At 40.1% G+C, this 17,848-nt stretch carries 21 protein-coding genes and 2 tRNA genes; 2 read left to right on the top strand and 21 right to left on the bottom strand.

The genetic code is table 11. The annotated features are described in order from the left end of the window. Positions 1-10: 10 nt before the first annotated feature. The 11 genes from rplB to ACZ430_RS09115 form a co-directional block, all read right to left on the bottom strand. Complete coding sequence (rplB, locus tag ACZ430_RS09165) at positions 11-829, bottom strand: 50S ribosomal protein L2 (RefSeq protein ID WP_297210174.1); 819 nt, start codon at positions 827-829, stop codon at positions 11-13. Beyond that, positions 830-1,117, bottom strand: a complete 288-nt coding sequence (rplW, locus tag ACZ430_RS09160; RefSeq protein WP_297210171.1) for a 50S ribosomal protein L23 — start codon at positions 1,115-1,117, stop codon at positions 830-832. Next, on the bottom strand, positions 1,117-1,752 hold the full coding sequence (gene rplD, locus ACZ430_RS09155) for a 50S ribosomal protein L4 (RefSeq protein WP_297210168.1): 636 nt from the start codon (positions 1,750-1,752) through the stop codon (positions 1,117-1,119). The genes rplW and rplD overlap by 1 nt, the downstream gene beginning before the upstream one ends. Continuing rightward, on the bottom strand, positions 1,749-2,366 hold the full coding sequence (rplC, locus tag ACZ430_RS09150) for a 50S ribosomal protein L3 (protein WP_297210165.1): 618 nt from the start codon (positions 2,364-2,366) through the stop codon (positions 1,749-1,751). Before rplC ends, rplD begins: the two co-directional genes overlap by 4 nt. Further along, positions 2,363-2,668 carry a 30S ribosomal protein S10 gene (gene rpsJ, locus ACZ430_RS09145; protein ID WP_297210163.1) on the bottom strand — a complete coding sequence of 102 codons (306 nt, stop codon included), beginning with the start codon at positions 2,666-2,668 and terminating at the stop codon, positions 2,363-2,365. Before rpsJ ends, rplC begins: the two co-directional genes overlap by 4 nt. Before the next feature lies 1 nt (position 2,669). Then, a complete protein-coding gene (gene tuf / locus ACZ430_RS09140) occupies positions 2,670-3,869 on the bottom strand; it encodes an elongation factor Tu (protein WP_464910564.1) in 1,200 nt (399 codons plus the stop codon). 30 nt (positions 3,870-3,899) lie between these two features. Continuing rightward, the gene (fusA, locus tag ACZ430_RS09135) at positions 3,900-5,984 is read right to left on the bottom strand and encodes an elongation factor G (protein WP_464910563.1); all 2,085 of its coding nucleotides are present in this window, start codon (positions 5,982-5,984) and stop codon (positions 3,900-3,902) included. A gap of 13 nt (positions 5,985-5,997) precedes the next feature. Continuing rightward, a complete protein-coding gene (gene rpsG, locus ACZ430_RS09130) occupies positions 5,998-6,468 on the bottom strand; it encodes a 30S ribosomal protein S7 (protein ID WP_297211334.1) in 471 nt (156 codons plus the stop codon). A gap of 14 nt (positions 6,469-6,482) precedes the next feature. After that, positions 6,483-6,854: a 30S ribosomal protein S12 gene (gene rpsL, locus ACZ430_RS09125; RefSeq protein WP_297211337.1), complete on the bottom strand. Its 372-nt coding sequence runs from the start codon at positions 6,852-6,854 to the stop codon at positions 6,483-6,485. Positions 6,855-7,026: 172 nt separating this feature from the next. Beyond that, positions 7,027-7,102, bottom strand: a tRNA-His gene (locus ACZ430_RS09120). Between the two features lie 3 nt (positions 7,103-7,105). Then, positions 7,106-7,179 (bottom strand) — tRNA-Arg (locus ACZ430_RS09115). A gap of 57 nt (positions 7,180-7,236) precedes the next feature. Here ACZ430_RS09115 and ACZ430_RS09110 point away from each other — a divergent pair. Continuing rightward, complete coding sequence (locus ACZ430_RS09110) at positions 7,237-7,482, top strand: hypothetical protein (protein WP_297211338.1); 246 nt, start codon at positions 7,237-7,239, stop codon at positions 7,480-7,482. A gap of 103 nt (positions 7,483-7,585) precedes the next feature. On the opposite strand, the gene ACZ430_RS09105 is transcribed toward ACZ430_RS09110, so the two are convergent. Genes ACZ430_RS09105 through ACZ430_RS09090 form a run of 4 tightly spaced genes read right to left on the bottom strand, consistent with a single transcriptional unit; the run spans position 7,586 to position 9,703 of the window. Further along, entirely contained in the window at positions 7,586-8,242 is a 657-nt protein-coding gene (locus tag ACZ430_RS09105; protein WP_297211341.1) for a formate dehydrogenase subunit gamma, read from the bottom strand. After that, complete coding sequence (locus ACZ430_RS09100; protein WP_339944742.1) at positions 8,226-9,209, bottom strand: 4Fe-4S dicluster domain-containing protein; 984 nt, start codon at positions 9,207-9,209, stop codon at positions 8,226-8,228. The genes ACZ430_RS09105 and ACZ430_RS09100 overlap by 17 nt, the downstream gene beginning before the upstream one ends. A 39-nt stretch (positions 9,210-9,248) precedes the next feature. Then, a complete protein-coding gene (locus tag ACZ430_RS09095) occupies positions 9,249-9,431 on the bottom strand; it encodes an FmdB family zinc ribbon protein (protein WP_297211346.1) in 183 nt (60 codons plus the stop codon). Positions 9,432-9,442: 11 nt separating this feature from the next. After that, on the bottom strand, positions 9,443-9,703 hold the full coding sequence (locus ACZ430_RS09090) for a metal-sensitive transcriptional regulator (RefSeq protein ID WP_297211349.1): 261 nt from the start codon (positions 9,701-9,703) through the stop codon (positions 9,443-9,445). An 83-nt stretch (positions 9,704-9,786) separates the two neighbouring features. Here ACZ430_RS09090 and ACZ430_RS09085 point away from each other — a divergent pair, with 83 nt between their 5' ends. Next, on the top strand, positions 9,787-10,731 hold the full coding sequence (locus ACZ430_RS09085) for a selenium metabolism-associated LysR family transcriptional regulator (protein WP_297211352.1): 945 nt from the start codon (positions 9,787-9,789) through the stop codon (positions 10,729-10,731). Here the strand turns inward: ACZ430_RS09085 and pyk are convergent. From pyk to folD, 6 genes are read right to left on the bottom strand one after another with little or no spacing between them, the layout of a single operon-like run. After that, the gene (pyk, locus tag ACZ430_RS09080; RefSeq protein WP_297211355.1) at positions 10,726-12,144 is read right to left on the bottom strand and encodes a pyruvate kinase; all 1,419 of its coding nucleotides are present in this window, start codon (positions 12,142-12,144) and stop codon (positions 10,726-10,728) included. The two genes, ACZ430_RS09085 and pyk, sit on opposite strands and share 6 nt — an antisense overlap. Before the next feature lie 6 nt (positions 12,145-12,150). After that, positions 12,151-13,734: an L-aspartate oxidase gene (nadB, locus tag ACZ430_RS09075; protein WP_297211358.1), complete on the bottom strand. Its 1,584-nt coding sequence runs from the start codon at positions 13,732-13,734 to the stop codon at positions 12,151-12,153. 6 nt (positions 13,735-13,740) lie between these two features. Then, on the bottom strand, positions 13,741-15,450 hold the full coding sequence (gene pilB, locus ACZ430_RS09070) for a type IV-A pilus assembly ATPase PilB (RefSeq protein ID WP_297211361.1): 1,710 nt from the start codon (positions 15,448-15,450) through the stop codon (positions 13,741-13,743). 1 nt (position 15,451) lies between these two features. Further along, positions 15,452-16,339, bottom strand: coding sequence for a methylenetetrahydrofolate reductase (locus tag ACZ430_RS09065; RefSeq protein ID WP_297211364.1), 888 nt, complete (start codon positions 16,337-16,339; stop codon positions 15,452-15,454). A gap of 2 nt (positions 16,340-16,341) precedes the next feature. Beyond that, positions 16,342-16,992, bottom strand: a complete 651-nt coding sequence (locus ACZ430_RS09060; protein ID WP_297211366.1) for a methylenetetrahydrofolate reductase C-terminal domain-containing protein — start codon at positions 16,990-16,992, stop codon at positions 16,342-16,344. Then, positions 16,992-17,843: a bifunctional methylenetetrahydrofolate dehydrogenase/methenyltetrahydrofolate cyclohydrolase FolD gene (gene folD, locus ACZ430_RS09055; protein ID WP_297211369.1), complete on the bottom strand. Its 852-nt coding sequence runs from the start codon at positions 17,841-17,843 to the stop codon at positions 16,992-16,994. The genes ACZ430_RS09060 and folD overlap by 1 nt, the downstream gene beginning before the upstream one ends. Positions 17,844-17,848 lie beyond the last annotated feature (5 nt).

The raw sequence follows: 17,848 nt of genomic DNA, 5'->3' as shown, positions 1-17,848 counted from the left end.
TCTACCCCCCTTACTTCCTGCGCTTTACTATAAACTTATCAGTTCTTTTGTTTTTTCTTGTCTTTACTCCCTCTGGTTTACCCCATGGGCTGCAAGCAGGTCTTCCACCAGAAGCCTTTCCTTCGCCTCCGCCAAGTGGATGGTCAATTGGATTCATGGCAACTCCTCTCACAGAGGGTCTTCTGCCCATATGCCTCATCCTTCCAGCTTTACCTATTATTATATTTTCATGGTCAAGATTGCTAACTTGTCCTATTGTTGCCATGCAGTTTACGCTTATAAGCCTCATCTCACCTGAAGGCAACTTAACATGTGCATATTTACCTTCTTTAGCCATAAGCTGTGCTGCTGCTCCTGCGCTTCTTACAAGCTTTCCTCCTCCCTTTGGGTAAAGCTCTATATTATGAATCATCGTGCCAAGAGGGATTTCCTTTAGAGGTAGAGCATTACCAATCTTTATATCTATACCCGTTCCACTCATTACTGTATCGCCAGTTTTTAGGCCATCTGGGGCTAATATATATCTATATTCTCCATCTACATACTTGAGCAAAGCTATTCTTGCAGAACGATTAGGGTCATACTCTATACTGACCACCTTAGCGGGAATGTTATATTTGTTTCTCTTAAAATCAATTATTCTGTAAAGCTTTCTGTTACCCCCGCCTTTTAACCATGAAGTAACCCTTCCCTGATTGTTTCTACCTTTTCTCTTTTTTATACAGACAGTTAAAGGTTCATAGGGTTTGTCAGCTGTTATTTCGCTAAAATCAGGGTAAGTGACAAATCTTCTTCCTGCTGATGTTGGTTTAGACCTTTTTATTCCCATTTATACACCCTCTATTAAATCTAATTTTTCCCCTTCTTTGAGGGTAATTATCGCCTTTTTAGCCCTATTAGTTGTCGTATAATAAAGCCCAACTCTCTTTGTGCGGGGTTTAATGTTTATCACAGCCACACTCTCTACCTTAACTTTAAAGCATTCTTCAAAGGCCTTTTTAATTTGAACCTTATTTGCCTTCGGATGAACTTCTACAACAATCTTATTTTCGGTCTCTTTAAGATTCATCGCCTTTTCAGTAAAAATCGGTCTTTTTATGATTTCGAATACGTTCATCAGCTTACCACCCCCTTAATCTGCAAAAGTCTATCAAGGCCAGATACGGTAAACACCACTCTGTCAAAAAGCGAAACATAATAGGCATTTAAATCTCCTGCCCGTATAACACCCACATAAGGAATATTTCTTGAGGACAGAAGGATATTTTCGTCTTTATCGGGAAGAACAAAAAGCACAGAGCTATCTGCAAGCTCAAGATTTTTGATTATCTCAATCATATCCTTTGTCTTGGGCCTCATTAATTCTATTTTGTCAAGGAGTAAAATTTCTTTATCCTGATACTTAAGTGTTAGAGCCTTAAATAAAGCGGCATCTCTCATCTTCTTGGGCAACTGAATATAATAGTCTCTTGGTTGTGGACCAAATACAATCCCTCCCTTTCTCCAAAGGGGAGACCTGATGCTTCCATGCCTTGCCCTTCCTGTATGTTTCTGTCTCCATGGTTTTCTGCCGCCACCAGAAACCATCGCTCTTGTCTTTGTGGCATGGGTACCCTGTCGCTGATTTGCCATGTATGCCACCACAGCTGAATGCACTACTGAATCATCTGCCTGATTATTAAAGACAATTTCTGGAACTTCTTTTTTGCCAACAATGTTGTTGTTGATATCTCTTATCTCTAACTCTATCATACCTCTACCTTCCATATCTCTAATATTCCGTTAACTCCACCTGGAACAGCACCCTTAAGAAGTATAAGGTTCTGTTCAGGGATTACATCTACGACTTTTATATTCTTAACAGTAACCCTTTCATTTCCCATATGTCCGGCCATTCTTTTACCTTTCCACACCCTTGAAGGAAAGGAGCTTGCACCAATTGAGCCTGGAGCTCTGTTAAACATTGAACCATGCGTATCTGGTCCGCCCCTGAAGTTGTGTCTCTTCATTACGCCCTGAAAGCCTTTTCCCTTTGAAATGCCAGCTACGCTTACCACCTCGCCTTTTGAGAATATCTCAACCGTTATCCTGTCACCTACATTGTAGCCGCTCATCTTAAACTCTTTTAATATCTTGCAAGGCTGTATTCCTGCCTTCTTAAAAATTCCCAGAATTGGCTTCTTTATATTCTTTTCCTTTTTAGCTTCTTTAAAACCTATCTGAACGGCCTCATATCCATCCTTTTCCTTGCTTCTTACCTGCACAACCCAACAAGGGCCGGCTTCAACTACAGTTACAGGCACCATTCGGCCTTCTTCGTCAAATATTTGTGTCATTCCTACTTTTTTGCCCAATATCGCCTTCATAGCTTTATCTCCACATCTACCCCTGCAGAAAGCTCTAATTTTGAAAGAGCCTCTACTGTTTCGGGGGTGGGATCGTGTATATCAATAAGTCTTTTGTGAATTCTTATTTCAAACTGTTCCCTTGACTTCTTATCCTGATTTGTAGACCTTAAAACAGTGTATCTACTTATTTTTGTTGGCAAAGGAACAGGACCGGCAATTCTTGCGCCTGTTCTTTTGACAGTGTCAACTATCTCCTTGACCGACTGGTCAAGAACTCTATGGTCGTAAGCTTTTAGTTTTATTCTAATCTTTTGGTCCATTTTACTCCAACACCTCTGTCACAACGCCTGCACCGACAGTTCTTCCACCTTCACGAATGGCAAACCTCAATCCTTCCTCCATCGCTATCGGCGCTATCAACTCTACACTTAAGTTCACATTATCCCCTGGCATCACCATCTCTACTCCATCAGGTAACTTTATCACTCCCGTCACATCCGTCGTCCTAAAGTAAAACTGCGGCCTGTATCCATTGAAAAAGGGTGTATGCCTTCCCCCTTCCTCTTTTGTTAATACGTATACTTCTGCCTTAAACTTCGTATGGGGCGTTATACTCCCTGGCTTCGCCAATACCATCCCCCTCTCTACTTCGTCCTTCCCTACTCCCCTCAATAACACTCCTATGTTGTCTCCAGCTCTTCCTTCATCCAATATCTTCCTGAACATCTCTACTCCCGTTGCTACTGTCTTACGGGTCTCCCTCAATCCTACTATCTCTACTTCATCTCCTACTTTTATTATCCCTCTCTCTACTCTCCCCGTCACTACTGTCCCACGTCCAGATATGGTGAATACGTCTTCTATGGGCATTAAAAATGGCTTGTCTATCGGCCTCTCTGGCTCCGGTATGTAGCTGTCTAATGCATCAAGTAGTGCCTGTATGGGCTTGTACTCCTCTGCATTAGGGTCGTTGCTTCCACTCTCAAGGGCCTTTAATGCTGAACCCCTCACTACAGGTATCTCATCTCCAGGAAATCCATACTTGCTTAATAGCTCTCTTACTTCTAACTCTACTAAGTCAAGTAGCTCCGGGTCATCTACCATGTCTACTTTGTTCATGAATACTACTATGTATGGCACTCCTACCTGTCTTGCAAGTAGTATGTGCTCCCTGGTCTGAGGCATTGGTCCATCATTGGCTGCTACTACCAGTATGGAACCATCCATCTGCGCTGCTCCTGTTATCATGTTCTTTATGTAGTCCGCATGCCCAGGACAGTCTACATGGGCATAATGCCTCTTGTCTGTCTCATACTCTACATGAGCCGTGTTTATCGTTATTCCCCTCGCCTTCTCCTCAGGTGCATTGTCTATCTGGTCATAGCTCCTAAACTGTGCCATGCCCTTTAAATTCAAATACTTAGTTATTGCCGCCGTTAATGTGGTCTTCCCATGGTCAATGTGCCCTATCGTCCCCACATTCACATGTGGCTTCTTCCTCTCAAATTTTGCCTTTCCCATTACTCTCCTCCTTCAAAGTCTCTTAAACTTTTATTTTGCATTCCCTTTTATCTTTGCAATAATCTGCTCGGTAAGATTTTTCGGTACTTCGTCATAATGAGAAAACTGCATCGTGTATGTGCCTCTACCCTGAGTTTTTGACCTTAAGTCCGTAGCATATCCAAACATCTCTGCGAGCGGAACCATTGCCCTTATAACCTGCGCTTTTCCTCTCTTTTCCATGGACTGTACTCTTCCTCTTCTTGAGTTTAAATCTCCTATTACCTCTCCCATATAGTCTTCTGGGGTAACTACCTCTACATCCATAATTGGCTCAAGAAGAACAAGTTCTGCCTTTTTGCATGCTTCTTTGAGCGCCATTGAACCGGCAATCTTAAAAGCCATTTCTGAAGAGTCTACTTCGTGATAAGAACCATCAAAAAGCGTTACCCTTACATCAACCAACGGATAACCTGCAAGCACCCCACCTTCCATGGCCTCTACAATACCTTTCTCAACGGCAGGAATGTATTCTCTCGGAATGGTTCCTCCTACGATTTTATTGACAAATTCAAATCCTTTTCCTCTCTCCATTGGCTCTATATCAATCCATACATGACCGTACTGTCCTCTACCACCGGTTTGCCTGATAAATTTACCTTCTGCTTTAGCAGGATTTTTCACGGTCTCTTTGTAGGCAACCTGTGGTTTTCCAACATTCGCGCCTACTTTAAATTCTCTCGTCAACCTATCGACAATTATTTCCAGATGAAGCTCGCCCATTCCAGAAATTATCGTCTGACCCGTTTCTTCATTGTAGGACACTCTAAATGAAGGGTCTTCCTGAGATATCTTCTGAAGTGCCATAGACAATTTCTCTTGGTCTGCCTTTGTCTTTGGTTCAATTGCCACAGAGATAACAGGCTCGGGAAACTCTATAGCTTCAAGCATAATAGGATTTGACTCTTCGCAGATAGTGTCTCCTGTCAGCGTATTTTTCAGGCCAACAACAGCGGCAATATCTCCTGCACATATTTCTTTAATCTCTTCTCTATGATTGGCATGCATTCTAAAAATTCTTGCCACACGCTCTTTTATATTTCTCGTGGAATTATAAATGTAAGAACCAGAGGATAAGACTCCCGAATAAACCCTCACGTAAGTTAAGCTTCCCATGTAAGGGTCTGCCATAATTTTGAAAGCCAAGGCAGTAAGAGGCTCATCAACAGTTGGCCTTCTCTCAATTTCAGAGCCATCCAAAGGATTAACACCCTTTACAGGCGGAACATCAAGAGGCGAAGGAAGGTAATAAACAATGGCATCCAATAAAAGTTGAACGCCTTTATTCTTAAAAGCAGAGCCACATAAAACAGGGGTTATCTTCAGCTCAACAGTCCCTTTTCTTAAGGCCTTCCTTATTTCCTCTGCTGTAATCTCTTCACCGGAAAGATATTTTTCCATAAGAACATCATCTATATCGCATAATGCCTCTATCATTTTCTCTCTATATTTCTTTGCTTCATCAAGATATTGCTGAGGTATTTCGTCCTCTACAAATTTAGCCCCCAAAGTTTCATCATCAAAGTAGTAGGCCTTCATCTCAACTAGGTCAATGGGCCCCCTGAAAGTATCCTCTTTACCTATAGGTATTTGGACAGGAACAGGATTTGCACCAAGCTTTTCAACCATGCTCTCTACAGCCATTGAAAAATCCGCCCCAAGCTTATCCATTTTATTCATAAAAGCAATTCTTGGGACCCTGTATTTATCTGCCTGCCTCCAGACAGTCTCACTTTGGGGTTCAACTCCAGCAGAAGCATCAAAAACAGCTATTGCTCCGTCAAGAACTCTGAGAGACCTCTCGACTTCTATGGTAAAATCTACATGCCCTGGTGTATCTATTATGTTTATTTTATGGTCTTTCCATTCACAGCTTGTTGCAGCTGCTGTAATTGTAATACCCCTTTCTTGCTCCTGAGGCATCCAGTCCATTACGGCCGTTCCCTCATGGACTTCGCCAATTTTGTATGTTACGCCAGTGTAATAAAGAATACGCTCTGTCGTCGTTGTTTTACCGGCGTCAATATGAGCCATAATACCAATATTTCTCGTTTTCTCTAAAGGAAATCTACTCATAGCCTCCTCTAAATTACCACCTGTAGTGAGCGAATGCTCTGTTGGCTTCTGCCATTTTGTGGGTTTCTTCTCTCTTCTTTATTGAAGAACCTACATTATTGTAAGCATCTATTATTTCGGCTGCCAGCCTTTCTCTCATAGTTTTTTCTTTACGCTGCCTTGCATAAGTTGAAAGCCATCTCAAAGCAAGACTTAGTCGCCTGTTAGGTCTTACTTCCATCGGCACCTGATAGGTAGCACCTCCCACTCTTCGAGGCCTTACCTCAAGAACAGGCTTAATGTTTTCGATGGCCTGCTTAAAAACCTTAAGTGGGTCTGAGCCAGTTTTTTCCTTTATTATCTCAAAGGCGCCATAACAAATTCTTTCACTCGTTGATTTCTTTCCGTCTTTCATGATTACATTTATTAATTTAGAAACAAGCTTGCTCTGATATTTCGGGTCTGGCAAAACTTCTCTTTTTGGCACATAACCTCTTCTTGGCATTTCTTACTCCTCAACTATTTTGGTCTTTTTGTGCCGTATTTGGAACGGCTCTTTCTTCTATTGTTAACTCCTGCGCAATCAAGCGTTCCCCTGACAATGTGATACCTTACGCCTGGCAAATCCTTTACTCTTCCACCTCTTACTAAAACTATCGAATGCTCTTGCAGGTTGTGTCCCTCGCCGGGTATATAGGCAATCACCTCGACACCATTGGTGAGCCTGACCTTTGCAACCTTTCTCAGAGCCGAGTTAGGCTTTTTAGGTGTAGTCGTGTAAACCCTTACGCAAACCCCTCTTCTTTGCGGACAAGACTGCAAAGCTGGCGATTTAGTCTTCTTCTCAACCTTTTCTCTGCCTTTCTTTACTAATTGCGCTATTGTTGGCACCTTCTCACCTCTTATCTTAAAGTATCTCTATCATTCTTTAACAAATTCTTAACATTTGCAGACAAGACTTTTTAGTTTATCAAAAATTAAAACTTATGTCAAGGCAAATAAAAAATCTTCCGACCTTTATGTCAGATAAAAATTTTAATCTTTTATCTGGCTAAATATTGGATGGGGCGGATGACGGGATTCGAACCCGCAGCACCTGGAGCCACAGTCCAGTGCTCTAACCTTTGAGCTACATCCGCCAGCGCGCCTGAAGGGATTCGAACCCCTGACCCACTGCTTAGAAGGCAGTTGCTCTATCCGACTGAGCTACAGGCGCAGACATTATATTTTAAAAATTTTATCTCTTTTATTGCAATATCTGCTATAATCATCTATGGAAAAAACTAAAATTTACGAAATTGAAGAAAAATGCACGATAAAGCAACGATACGGAAAATGTCTTATCCCCCTCAGAAATGCTCTTTTCTGTATGGACTGTTTTGCCATCCACATTCAAGACAAATGCCCAAATTGTCTATCGAGAAATTCCGTTAGGCTCATGGAACTTTTCCTCTCTGAGCCAGATGCCTCTGACGAACAAATCAGAGAAACAATTAGAAAAAAATTCCTTCAACTCTAATAATTTTCCAATTTTAAACAAACTTTGTTGAAAACTCTGTTAATGATTGCAAAAAGCTTCGATAAAAATTAAAAAATTTTTCTTTTGCCCAAAATTGAAGCAACTAATTTTTTCTGATTTTCTCATACCACAAAGAATGTCTATGCTTTGCATAATCTTCATCTACATAACCTGTAAACATGCTTTTAAGAAGCGGCCAGTTTGATTTGAACAGGATGACCGTGCCTACATGAACGATGAGTGCAAGTATGAAAATAAAACCCGTTAAGGTGTGAATGAGGGTATTTATAGATTCAAAAGTCGGAGAAAGTATAATCCACTGGAGATTTTTCAATACTTTTATAATGCCTGTTACTGTCAAAATGAGAACAACAATGCCAATTCCGACATAGGCAATTCTTTGCTCTGGGAGATATTTATCCGATGGTGGTTCTTTGCCAATTCCAAGCATTGCACCAATAACTTTTATGCTTTTTGATAAATCTCCTTTTTTCGGCAAAATGGAAAAGTCCCTTCTTAAGCCATGATAAAAAATATGAAAAATAACGGCGGAGACAAAGATTATCGAGGCAATGTAATGCACTACAGTTACGTTGTAAAAGTCAGCTGTCCATGCAAAACCAGGTATCTCGGAGATATAATATCTCTTATACAGGGGTAAGCATCCCAACCCTGTAAAGAGTAAGACTATCCCTGAAATAGCAATGCTCCAGTGCTCTATTATCTCAATTAAGCTGTGTCTTTTAATTTTCCTTTTCATTGCCTTCCTCCTCTTTCTTCGTCTTTCTTGATGAGAGAGCACCTAAAATTCCTCCTGCCATAGAAACTACTGCAGAAGCTAAAACTATTTTTCCGATTGGATTAAATTTTGACTCAATCTTGTTTTCTACTTTTATAGGCATCTGAAATCTCTCTTTTTTCTCCTTAAGAGTTTGCTCAATCTTATCAAAGGGCACTTTTGAAAGATAAAGAGTTGAAGTGCCACCATTCTGTTTGTCTCCATAGATATAAAGTCTTTCTTCTTTAGCTCTTTTCATGGCTGTTTCAAAAATCTTTTTTCTCTCGTCAAAAACAAATACTGATTTATCTCCCAGCCTTTCTCTGCAAGCCACAACACACGCAGGCTCTTCACCTTTTTTAATCTTATCCTTACAGAGGTCACACTTATACATAACCCCTCCACCTGCGTATTTAGGCAAAAGCTCAAGATATATTCCAACTCCAGCCTGACGCTGCGGAATGTGCCAAGGGCAGACATCTCTACACTTTGCACCACCAAAACATATCTTATCACTTATGACCGAATTGCCCTCCGGTTGCTTTGTAAGAGCGCCGAATGGACATTCTCGCACACATGGAGGGTTATCACAATGCATACATCTTCTTGGAATATAGATTTCCTCTCCCTCTAATGTTAGTTTCTGAACAAAAATCCAGTTGTAGGGAGTAAGGGTATCAATCTTATCTCTTTTGTCTGACCAATCTTCATAGGTTTTTCGAGGCCAATAAGGCAGAATTGGCTTTTTAGGCTCAGGAAATCTATCTTTGTTATAATCCCTACAGGCCTTAACACAGAGCGGAATAGGCTCATCCTTACATCCATCACATTTTGTAATATCTATAATCGTAGCGTATTTACCTTCTGCTGCTTCTGCCTTATTTCCCAATAAAAAATTTCCGCATAAAGCGGTAGACATGGCAAGGAAACCTCTCCTTGAAATTTTCATCTTTCTCCTCCCTCGGTAACCTACCGATTATCTTATCCTTCAGCCACCAGAACTGAATGAAGTGCTACAATTTTTGATATTACTTGCAAATGTAGAGATAACCCTTTCGGTCTCACTACTTCCACATACAGGACAAATCTCTTTTTCATCTCTGCTGGAGATTGATTTGAACTTCCCAAAAACGCTCATGCATTTTTTGCACCTGTATTCATAAATTGGCATAGCTTTACCTCCTATACAGCTGAAATATAAGTTTTTATTACTCTTTCAATATCTTTCTCAATTTTTTCTACGGAGCCCTCATTTCTGGTAAGACAATCCCGAAGATAAAACTTTACAATTAAAAAGCCTGCTCCCTTCAGTGCTCCATTTATCGAGGAAAACTGGGTTATTATCTCTTCACAACCCCTTCCAGCTTCAATCATTCTCTGCAATCCCCTAATCTGACCTTCAATCCTTTTCAATCTTTGAATTAACTTGATTTTACTATCCATCTTTATACCTTACCCCCTTATCAATCTTTTTTATAATATATAACGGGAAGATATTCGATGTCAACATGAGGGTATTATTTTGCTTGATTATTAAAATTTTTTATGCTAAAATTAATTTGTTTATGGAAGACCACAAGCTAAAAGTTTTCTGCACAGTAGCGGAAACGAGAAGTTTTTCCAAAACTTCCGAGATTATTCATCTCACCCAGCCTGCTGTAAGTTTACAGATTCAGGCTCTGGAGGAGTTATACGAGACAAAGCTTTTTGACCGTTCTTCAGGAAGCATAAATCTCACACCTGCAGGCGAGATACTTTACAAGTATGCTAAGCAAATTTTAACAATGTATGCTGAAGCGGCGAAGGAGATAAGTAAAATCACTGGATTAATTAAGGGCTGCGTTAAGATTGGAGCAGGAATTACGGCGGGCAACTATATTTTGCCTGCCATAGCCGTTGATTTTAAAAAGAGGCATCCAAAAATAAGAGTAAGCATCTCCATTGGAAATGACAAGAAGATAATTGAAATGCTTAATACAAGCCTTATCGACTTTGGAATTTCTTCTGAAGTGCCAGGGAAAAATAAATATACAGTGGAACCAATAATCTCAGATGAACTATGCATTGTATGCCCGCCAGACCATCCCCTTGGTAATCAGAAATCAGTATCAATTTTCGACGTAATTAAAGAACCTTTTGTCCTTAGAGAAGAAGGCTCATCAACAAGGTTTGTCATTGAAAAGTTTTTAGCCGAACACAGCCTAAGTGTCTCGGATATGCATGTTTCCCTAATTCTTGGTAGCACTGGCGCAATCAAAGAAGCTGTTGAGCGAGGTATCGGTCTTTCAATAGTTTCAAAATGGGCAATCAGAAAAGAAATTGCTTGCGGAAACTTGAAAATTGTAAGGCTAAAAGAAGGAAAAATTACCAGAGACTTTTATATTGTTCTGCCAAAGAACACAATTCTTTCTCCTGCTGTAGAGGAGTTCATAACCTATCTAAGAAACTATACCTACGCAGACCTTTTATAGAGGGTCTCCGATTTTATGCAGCCTTATGACGTTTCGATTGCCTAAAAAAGGTGAGCTTGCAACAAATACAACAGAATCCCCTTTTCTTGCGAGGTTAAGACTCTTTAGCTGACTTTCCGTTTCTTTTAGAAAGTCATCGTCAATTACGTCAAGCTTGAAAGGTATGTGCATAGGCACAACGCCCCAAATTAATGATAGACTTTTGAAGACCTTGTAGTCTGGTGTAAAAGCCACAATTGGCATCGGTGGTCTAAGCTTTGAGATTAATAAAGCAGAAAAACCTGAATGAGAAAATACCACAATAGCCTTTGCCTCAATATCCTGAGCTACTCTCACTGCTCCAGATGCTATAGCTTCGGGAAAGTAATTACTAACTTTGTAAGGTGAAATTATTTTATTGCCCAAATTTTCTTCCGTAAACCTTATTATAGAATCCATTGTCTTCACTGCCTCTACAGGATATTTCCCTGTTGTAGTCTCCGCTGAAAGCATTAAAGCATCTGTTCCATCGAGAACCGCATTTGCCACATCCGTTGCCTCAGCTCTCGTAGGTCTTGAGTGCTCTCTCATTGACTCAAGCATCTGCGTAGCTGTGATAACCAATTTTCTCTTTTTGTTAGCCGCCTCAATCAGCATCTTCTGGTAAACAGGCACTTCTTCTGTAGGAAGCTCAACTCCAAGGTCACCTCTTGCAACCATTATGCCATCACTTTGTTCAAGAATAGCCTCAATATTTTTTAAAGCCTCTCTCTTTTCAATCTTTGAAATAATCGGCGGTAGGCTTAGCCCTTTCTCTCGAGCCCATTTTTTTATGGTTCCTATATCTCTTTCATTTCTCACAAAGGATACGGCGATGTAGTCTATGTCAAGTTGTAAGCCAAACAAAAGGTCTGCCTTGTCTTTATCAGTGAAAGCATTTATGGTAGTTCTCGTATAAGGTAAGTTTACACCCTTCTTTGACTTTAAAGCTCCTCCTTCTACAACAACACCAACAAGTCTGTCCTGGAGCTTCTCAATAACTTTAATTTTTAAAAGTCCGTCATCAATCAGAATTTCCTCTTCTGGCCTTACATCTTCAAGTAAGGGAGGATAGGAAATGAATATTGTCTTGCAATTTGAAACTCCGTTACCTGCAAAAATCTCTAAAGTCTCTCCTTCAACAAGCTCGCACTCTCCATTTTCCACCTCTCCTATTCTTATCTTTATTCCCTGAAGGTCTTGTAGGATACTTATAGGTCTGCCAAGTTTTTCTGCCTCTTGCCTTATAGTTTTCACTATTCTTTCAAACCATTCATAGCTTCCATGAGAAAAATTTAGACGTGCCACATCCATTCCCGCCAGAATCAACTGCCTCAGGGTCTCCCTTTTTTCCGTTGAAGGTCCTATTGTGCAAACTATTTTTGCTTTACGCATATTTCCTCAATAAAAAATCTCTATTCCTTCCTCTCTTTTCATAACCCTTGTATGTTTTTGCCATCCTGGAGTTTTATCTTTGAAATCACTTCTAAAATGTGCTCCAACACTGTTTTTTCTATTAAAAGCAGAAAGAGTTATTAATAAGCCTACGGTTACCATATTTTTAAGTTCTATCACAAAGGGGTCTAAAGAGAAAACTTTTGAGAGTTGTTCAAAATATGGCGTTATCTTCGAAAGGGCTATTCCAAGAGACTCGCCACATCTAATAACACCCGTTTTCTCCCACATGGTCTTTCTTAGGTTTTCACGCATTTCCTTTACTGTCTCAACATCCAAATGGACAATTTTCTTCATTTCAATATGTTCTGGAAATGGCCTTTCCTCTTTGCCTTCGACATAATTAAAGCATTCCTTTGCCGCTCTATAGCCATAAACAAGACCTTCAAGAAGGCTGTTACTTGCAAGTCTGTTTGCACCATGAACGCCTGTGCAAGCAACCTCACCGGCAGCAAAAAGTCCTTCAATATTGGTTCTACCGTTTACATCTGTTTCCACTCCTCCCATTATAAAGTGTGCAGCTGGAGAGACTGGAATAGGAGAACGAGTTATATCAATGTTAAACTTCAAACATGTCGAGTAGATGTTTGGAAATCTATTTCTGATAAAATCTCTGTCAAGATGGGTCATGTCGAGATAAACATGGCTTGAAGATGTCTTTACCATTTCTGAAATTATCGCTCTCGAAACAACATCTCTGGGAGCCAGTTCTCCGAGGGAGTGATAATTTTTCATGAAAGGCTCTCCCTTAATGTTTCTTAGCACGCCTCCTTCTCCTCTCATTGCCTCGCTTAAAAGAAAAGCAGGCACATCTCTGGCATAAAGAGCTGTAGGATGAAACTGAACAAACTCCATATCTTTAAGATACGCACCAGCTCTAAATGCCATTGCCATTCCATCTCCTGTAATAACTCTTGGATTGGTAGTTCTCAAAAATACCTGGCCTGCCCCCCCTGTGGCAAGAAGCGTTGCTTTTGAATAACAAAGGATTATCTCTTTTTCCCTTAAGAGCAAAGCTCCTCTGCAGATACCATCTTCAACAATAAGGTCTAATGCCATAGTGAAAGAAGCCTTCTGAATATTTTTCATCGTTGATGCTTTCTTTATGAGAACTCTTTCTATCTCCCTTCCCGTAGAATCACCATGAGCATGGAGAATTCTCCTTCTTGAATGGGCTGCCTCGAGAGTAAAGGCAAGACGAGAGCCTTCTCTGTCAAACTCAGCTCCCCAGTTTATCAGCTCTATTATTCTTTCAGGTCCTTCACTTACAAGAATTCTGACAGCCTCTTCGTTACATAATCCATCGCCAGCCTTGATAGTATCTTCAAAATGAATTCCTATCTCATCTTCATCACTGAGGGCCACTGCCACACCACCCTGGGCATACTCGGTAGAGCTTTCCGTAGGTAAATCCTTTGTGGCAACAATTACTTTACCCCTACTTCCAAGCTCAATAGCTGCTCTGAGGCCTGCAACACCGCTTCCTATAATTAGATAATCGGTGAAAATTTTTGATGAAGACGGTTTCATAGAAAGTTAGTCCTCAAAGGTTGTTCTTACAACCTCTTTAATAGAAGTAATACCCTGAATAATCTTGTGTATACCACTCTGCCTTAAAGTAAGCATTCCCAATCTAATGGCCTCTCTCTTTATTTCCGTCACCGGCGCACCCGTTAAAATCAACTCCCTTATCTCATCTTTTATTGGCATAACCTCGTAAAGAGCAACTCTGCCTGAATAACCGGTGTTATTACATTCAGGACAACCCTTAGGTCCAAAAATTTTACAATGTCCAATTTTGTCCTCTGGAAAACCAAGTTTTATAAGGGATTCCTTAGAGTGTTTCTCTTCTGTCTTGCAGTGACTGCAAAGTTTTCTTACCAATCTCTGGGCAATAACAAGAATTACAGAGGAAGAAATTAAAAACGGTTCAATTCCCATGTTTATGAGCCTCGTAATAGTGCTTGGCGCATCATTGGTATGGAGAGTGCTCAATACTAAATGGCCTGTTAATGCTGCTTTTACAGCTATCTCGGCAGTTTCAAAGTCTCTTATCTCGCCAACCATTATAATGTCCGGGTCTTGCCTTAGAAATGACCTCAAAGCAGAGGCAAAGGTGAGGCCTATGTCCTCTTTGACCTGAACCTGATTGATACCAGGAAAGCTGTATTCCACAGGGTCTTCAACGGTCATGATGTTTACTTCTGGTTTATTTAGCTTCATTAAAGCAGAGTAAAGGGTCGTTGTTTTTCCAGAGCCTGTAGGACCTGTTACGAGTATCATACCGTATGGTTTTTCAAGGGCTTCAAGGAAAAATCGAAGAGAAATCTCTTCAAATCCAAGTTTGGTAAGGTCAAGCTGAAGATTTCCCTTTTCGAGAATTCTAAGAACAATCTTTTCACCATATATTGTTGGAAGAGTTGAGACTCTGAAATCAACTTCTTTGCCTGAAATCTTAAGTTTTATTCTTCCATCCTGTGGAAGCCTTCTTTCCGAAATATCAAGATGTGACATGATTTTAAACCTCGTAATGAGTGAGCTCTTTATCTGAAGAGGAAGATTAAGAATATTGTGAAGAACTCCGTCTATTCGATATCTTACATTTACTCCTTTCTCATAGGGTTCAATGTGGATATCACTCGCCCTCATCCTTACAGAGTCAATTATAATTTTATTGGCAAGTTTGATTATAGGTGCATCAGGCGTTACCCTCTCTTCCTTTATCTCGGCCTCTGACTCTTGTGTTACATCTACAAGGGCACTTTCGACTAACTCACTTACAGATTCGGAAGTGCTGGCTCCTGATTCTTCCTTTGAGGTAAACTTTGAGAGAATCTTGTCAATTTCTGAACTTTTAGCCAGATAAACTTTTATGTTAAAGCCGGGCAGAAGAAATTTTATGTTATCTACAACGGTCTTTGATGGCTCAGATACTGCTACATTTACGGTGCTACCTGTTTTTGCAAAAGGAACTATTTTATACTTCGAAATCACTCCTTCTGGAATAAGCTTTAGAGCACCTATGTCTATTTCGGTATTTGATAATTTTACTGTTGGATAACCATAAATTTCGCTCAAAGCTTCAAGAACTTTATCCTCTGTTATGTATCCAAGTTTTACCATGGCAGCATCAATTCTTATGCCCTCTGATTTTTGAAGCTTAAGGGCATTAATCAGTTGTCCCTCTGAAATAACTCCTTTTTTAACCAAATATTCCCCAAGAGAGGTAACTCCTACGATACCCATTTTAAACCCTCTTTTCTATCAAGTTTAATAAATCTTTTACTTCCTGTACTTTTGAAAAGGCCATTATATGAACCCCCTGGCACAAACGTCTCTCAATTATTTCAAAAATTATTGAAGCTGCCATCTCTACTCCAAACTTTGCTATGTCTTCATCGGTCATGTTTTCGACCTTTTCCATGAGACTTTTAGGCACCACTGCACCGGGAACTTTACTTGAAAGGAATTGTAACATTTTTTTGTTTCTAATCATAACTACTCCAGCAATAACTTTCGGAGCAAATTTGTTTGCATATTCCATAAACATCTCCAGTCTCTCTACATCGAAAATCATCTGCGTTTGAAAAAATTGTGCTCCCATCTTCAACTTCTGCTCAAATCTTTTTAGCTGAGGAAGCAAGGGTTCTGCTACAGGATTTACAGTAGCTCCAAAGAAGAAATCCGTTTTGCCATTAAGGTTATTGCCATTTATATCAAAACCATCGTTAAGTTTCTGGACAAGGTTTACAAGAATAGACGAATCTATATCGTAGACAGGTTTTGCTTCTTTGTGGTCTCCCCATACGGGATGGTCTCCTGTCATTACAAGTAAATTTCTTACTCCAAGAGCATGGGCGCCTAAAAGGTCTGACTGTATTGCAAGTCTATTCCTGTCTCTACAGGACATTTGAAGGACTGGTTCAAAACCAAGGTCAAGGGAAAGTTTACATGCTGCCATAGAGCACATTCTCATTTTTGCCGAAGGATTATCGGTAAAATTCACTGCGTCTACAAGGGGCTTTAATTCATGAAGCTTATCAACTAATTTAGTTACATCGGGTCCCTTTGGTGGAGTAATCTCTACGGTAATCACAAAGTCACCTTTGAGAAGTTTCTCTCTGAGCAAAGACAATTCTACTTCTCCCTCGCCAGTGTTCTCGGAGAATTTGCCTTTGACCAGTCCTTAGGTCCCAGAAGGCTCTCATAAAATTTTTCAACAAGGTTTTTCCTTTCAAGAATGCTAAATGCAATAATCCAAGCACATTTTCTCTCCTTATTAACCTCGCATTTTCCATCTTTATATCCACCGCAAGGCCCGTTTAACATTGATTTTGGGCACAATGTTACAACGCATACACCTGTTATTGCAAGAAAACACTCTCCACAGGCTCTGCATCTTTCCTCAAAATCTCTAAATCGTCGCATATTGCCAATAAATAAAGTATCATTTACAGGTATTACCGGTTTTCCCTCGAAAAATTCTACTAAGGTCTGTGTTCCTGCACCACAGGAAAGAACCATTATACATTCGGCCTCCTCAATAAGCTCCCTGTAGGCTGAAATCTCCTTTTTAGTCCCTAAAATTTGACAACCTGTCTTTGCTATAAACCACCCAGTAACAGACTTGCCTTCCTTATGAAGCCAGTCCTTTAGTGTCATGATTGCTACTTCATCTCCTGTGCCGCACAGAGAAGCGCATTCATAACAGCCGATGAGAAAAAATTTTTTATAGCTGTCAATATAAGCTGCTATTTCATCAAGCTGCTTTCTCTTTGTGACAATCATTATTTGATACCCCTTTGTATTTTTGTTGCCTCAACAGTGTTTTCCATAAGCATAGCTATAGTCATGGGACCAACCCCTCCCGGAACAGGCGTAATAAATGAGACCTTCTCACTTACGCTTTTAAAATCAACATCTCCTGTAACTTTCCCATCAGTTCCTACATTTATTCCCACATCAATTACTATCGCATCCCGCTTTACCATACGAGCGTTAATAAAATTTGGCTTGCCGATGGCAACACATAAGATATCCGCATCCCTTGTTATGTCTTCAAGGCTTTCTGTTTTACTGTGACATACTGTTACCGTAGCATTCTTCCTCATCAGAAGCAGAGCAAGGGGCTTTCCAACTATGATGCTTCTGCCTACTACTACGGCTCTTTTCTTTTCTGTCTCTATTCCATATTCATCGAGCATTCTTATAATGCCCTTAGGAGTGCAGGGTATAAAAAGAGGAATATCCATAAGAAGCCTTCCGAGGCAGTAGGGAGTAAAACCATCTACATCCTTGCTTGGCTCTATTTTAGAGAGTATATTTTGTTGATTTATATGACGGGGTAAGGGTAGTTGAACAAGGATACCATTTACAGAAGAGTCTGTGTTTAACTTTTCAATTACCTCTACAACTTCTTTCTCCATGACAGTCTCGGGCAGTTTTATTACTTCGCTTTTTATTCCCAACTCATTACAGGACTTTTCCTTATAGCTCACATATTTTAATGATGCTTTGTTTTCTCCAACGATTATTACTGAAAGCTTTGGGGTTATACCAGATTTTATAAGACTATTTACTTCGGCCTTAAGTTGTTCCTTTATCCTGGCAGCTAAAATTTTACCGTCAATTATCTGCATATAAT

It is taken from the genome of Thermodesulfovibrio sp. TK500a (genome assembly GCF_055381765.1).
The sequence above is the reverse complement of the archived record's forward strand: the minus strand, read 5'-3'. Positions and strand labels throughout refer to the sequence as shown.

Bases quoted from the DNA above. Each gene is read 5' to 3' on its own strand.
- tuf (WP_464910564.1), bottom strand. From the start codon at position 3,869: ATGGGAAAGGCAAAATTTGAGAGGAAGAAGCCACATGTGAATGTGGGG.
- pilB (WP_297211361.1), bottom strand. From the start codon at position 15,450: ATGGGTATCGTAGGAGTTACCTCTCTTGGGGAATATTTGGTTAAAAAA.
- fusA (WP_464910563.1), bottom strand. From the start codon at position 5,984: ATGAGTAGATTTCCTTTAGAGAAAACGAGAAATATTGGTATTATGGCT.
- ACZ430_RS09095 (WP_297211346.1), bottom strand. From the start codon at position 9,431: ATGCCAATTTATGAATACAGGTGCAAAAAATGCATGAGCGTTTTTGGG.
- rpsG (WP_297211334.1), bottom strand. From the start codon at position 6,468: ATGCCAAGAAGAGGTTATGTGCCAAAAAGAGAAGTTTTGCCAGACCCG.
- rplC (WP_297210165.1), bottom strand. From the start codon at position 2,366: ATGAAGGCGATATTGGGCAAAAAAGTAGGAATGACACAAATATTTGAC.
- rplB (WP_297210174.1), bottom strand. From the start codon at position 829: ATGGGAATAAAAAGGTCTAAACCAACATCAGCAGGAAGAAGATTTGTC.
- pyk (WP_297211355.1), bottom strand. From the start codon at position 12,144: ATGCGTAAAGCAAAAATAGTTTGCACAATAGGACCTTCAACGGAAAAA.
- ACZ430_RS09110 (WP_297211338.1), top strand. From the start codon at position 7,237: ATGGAAAAAACTAAAATTTACGAAATTGAAGAAAAATGCACGATAAAG.
- folD (WP_297211369.1), bottom strand. From the start codon at position 17,843: ATGCAGATAATTGACGGTAAAATTTTAGCTGCCAGGATAAAGGAACAA.
- rpsJ (WP_297210163.1), bottom strand. From the start codon at position 2,668: ATGGACCAAAAGATTAGAATAAAACTAAAAGCTTACGACCATAGAGTT.
- ACZ430_RS09060 (WP_297211366.1), bottom strand. From the start codon at position 16,992: ATGATTGTCACAAAGAGAAAGCAGCTTGATGAAATAGCAGCTTATATT.
- ACZ430_RS09105 (WP_297211341.1), bottom strand. From the start codon at position 8,242: ATGAAAAGGAAAATTAAAAGACACAGCTTAATTGAGATAATAGAGCAC.
- rplW (WP_297210171.1), bottom strand. From the start codon at position 1,117: ATGAACGTATTCGAAATCATAAAAAGACCGATTTTTACTGAAAAGGCG.
- ACZ430_RS09100 (WP_339944742.1), bottom strand. From the start codon at position 9,209: ATGAAAATTTCAAGGAGAGGTTTCCTTGCCATGTCTACCGCTTTATGC.
- rplD (WP_297210168.1), bottom strand. From the start codon at position 1,752: ATGATAGAGTTAGAGATAAGAGATATCAACAACAACATTGTTGGCAAA.
- ACZ430_RS09090 (WP_297211349.1), bottom strand. From the start codon at position 9,703: ATGGATAGTAAAATCAAGTTAATTCAAAGATTGAAAAGGATTGAAGGT.
- nadB (WP_297211358.1), bottom strand. From the start codon at position 13,734: ATGAAACCGTCTTCATCAAAAATTTTCACCGATTATCTAATTATAGGA.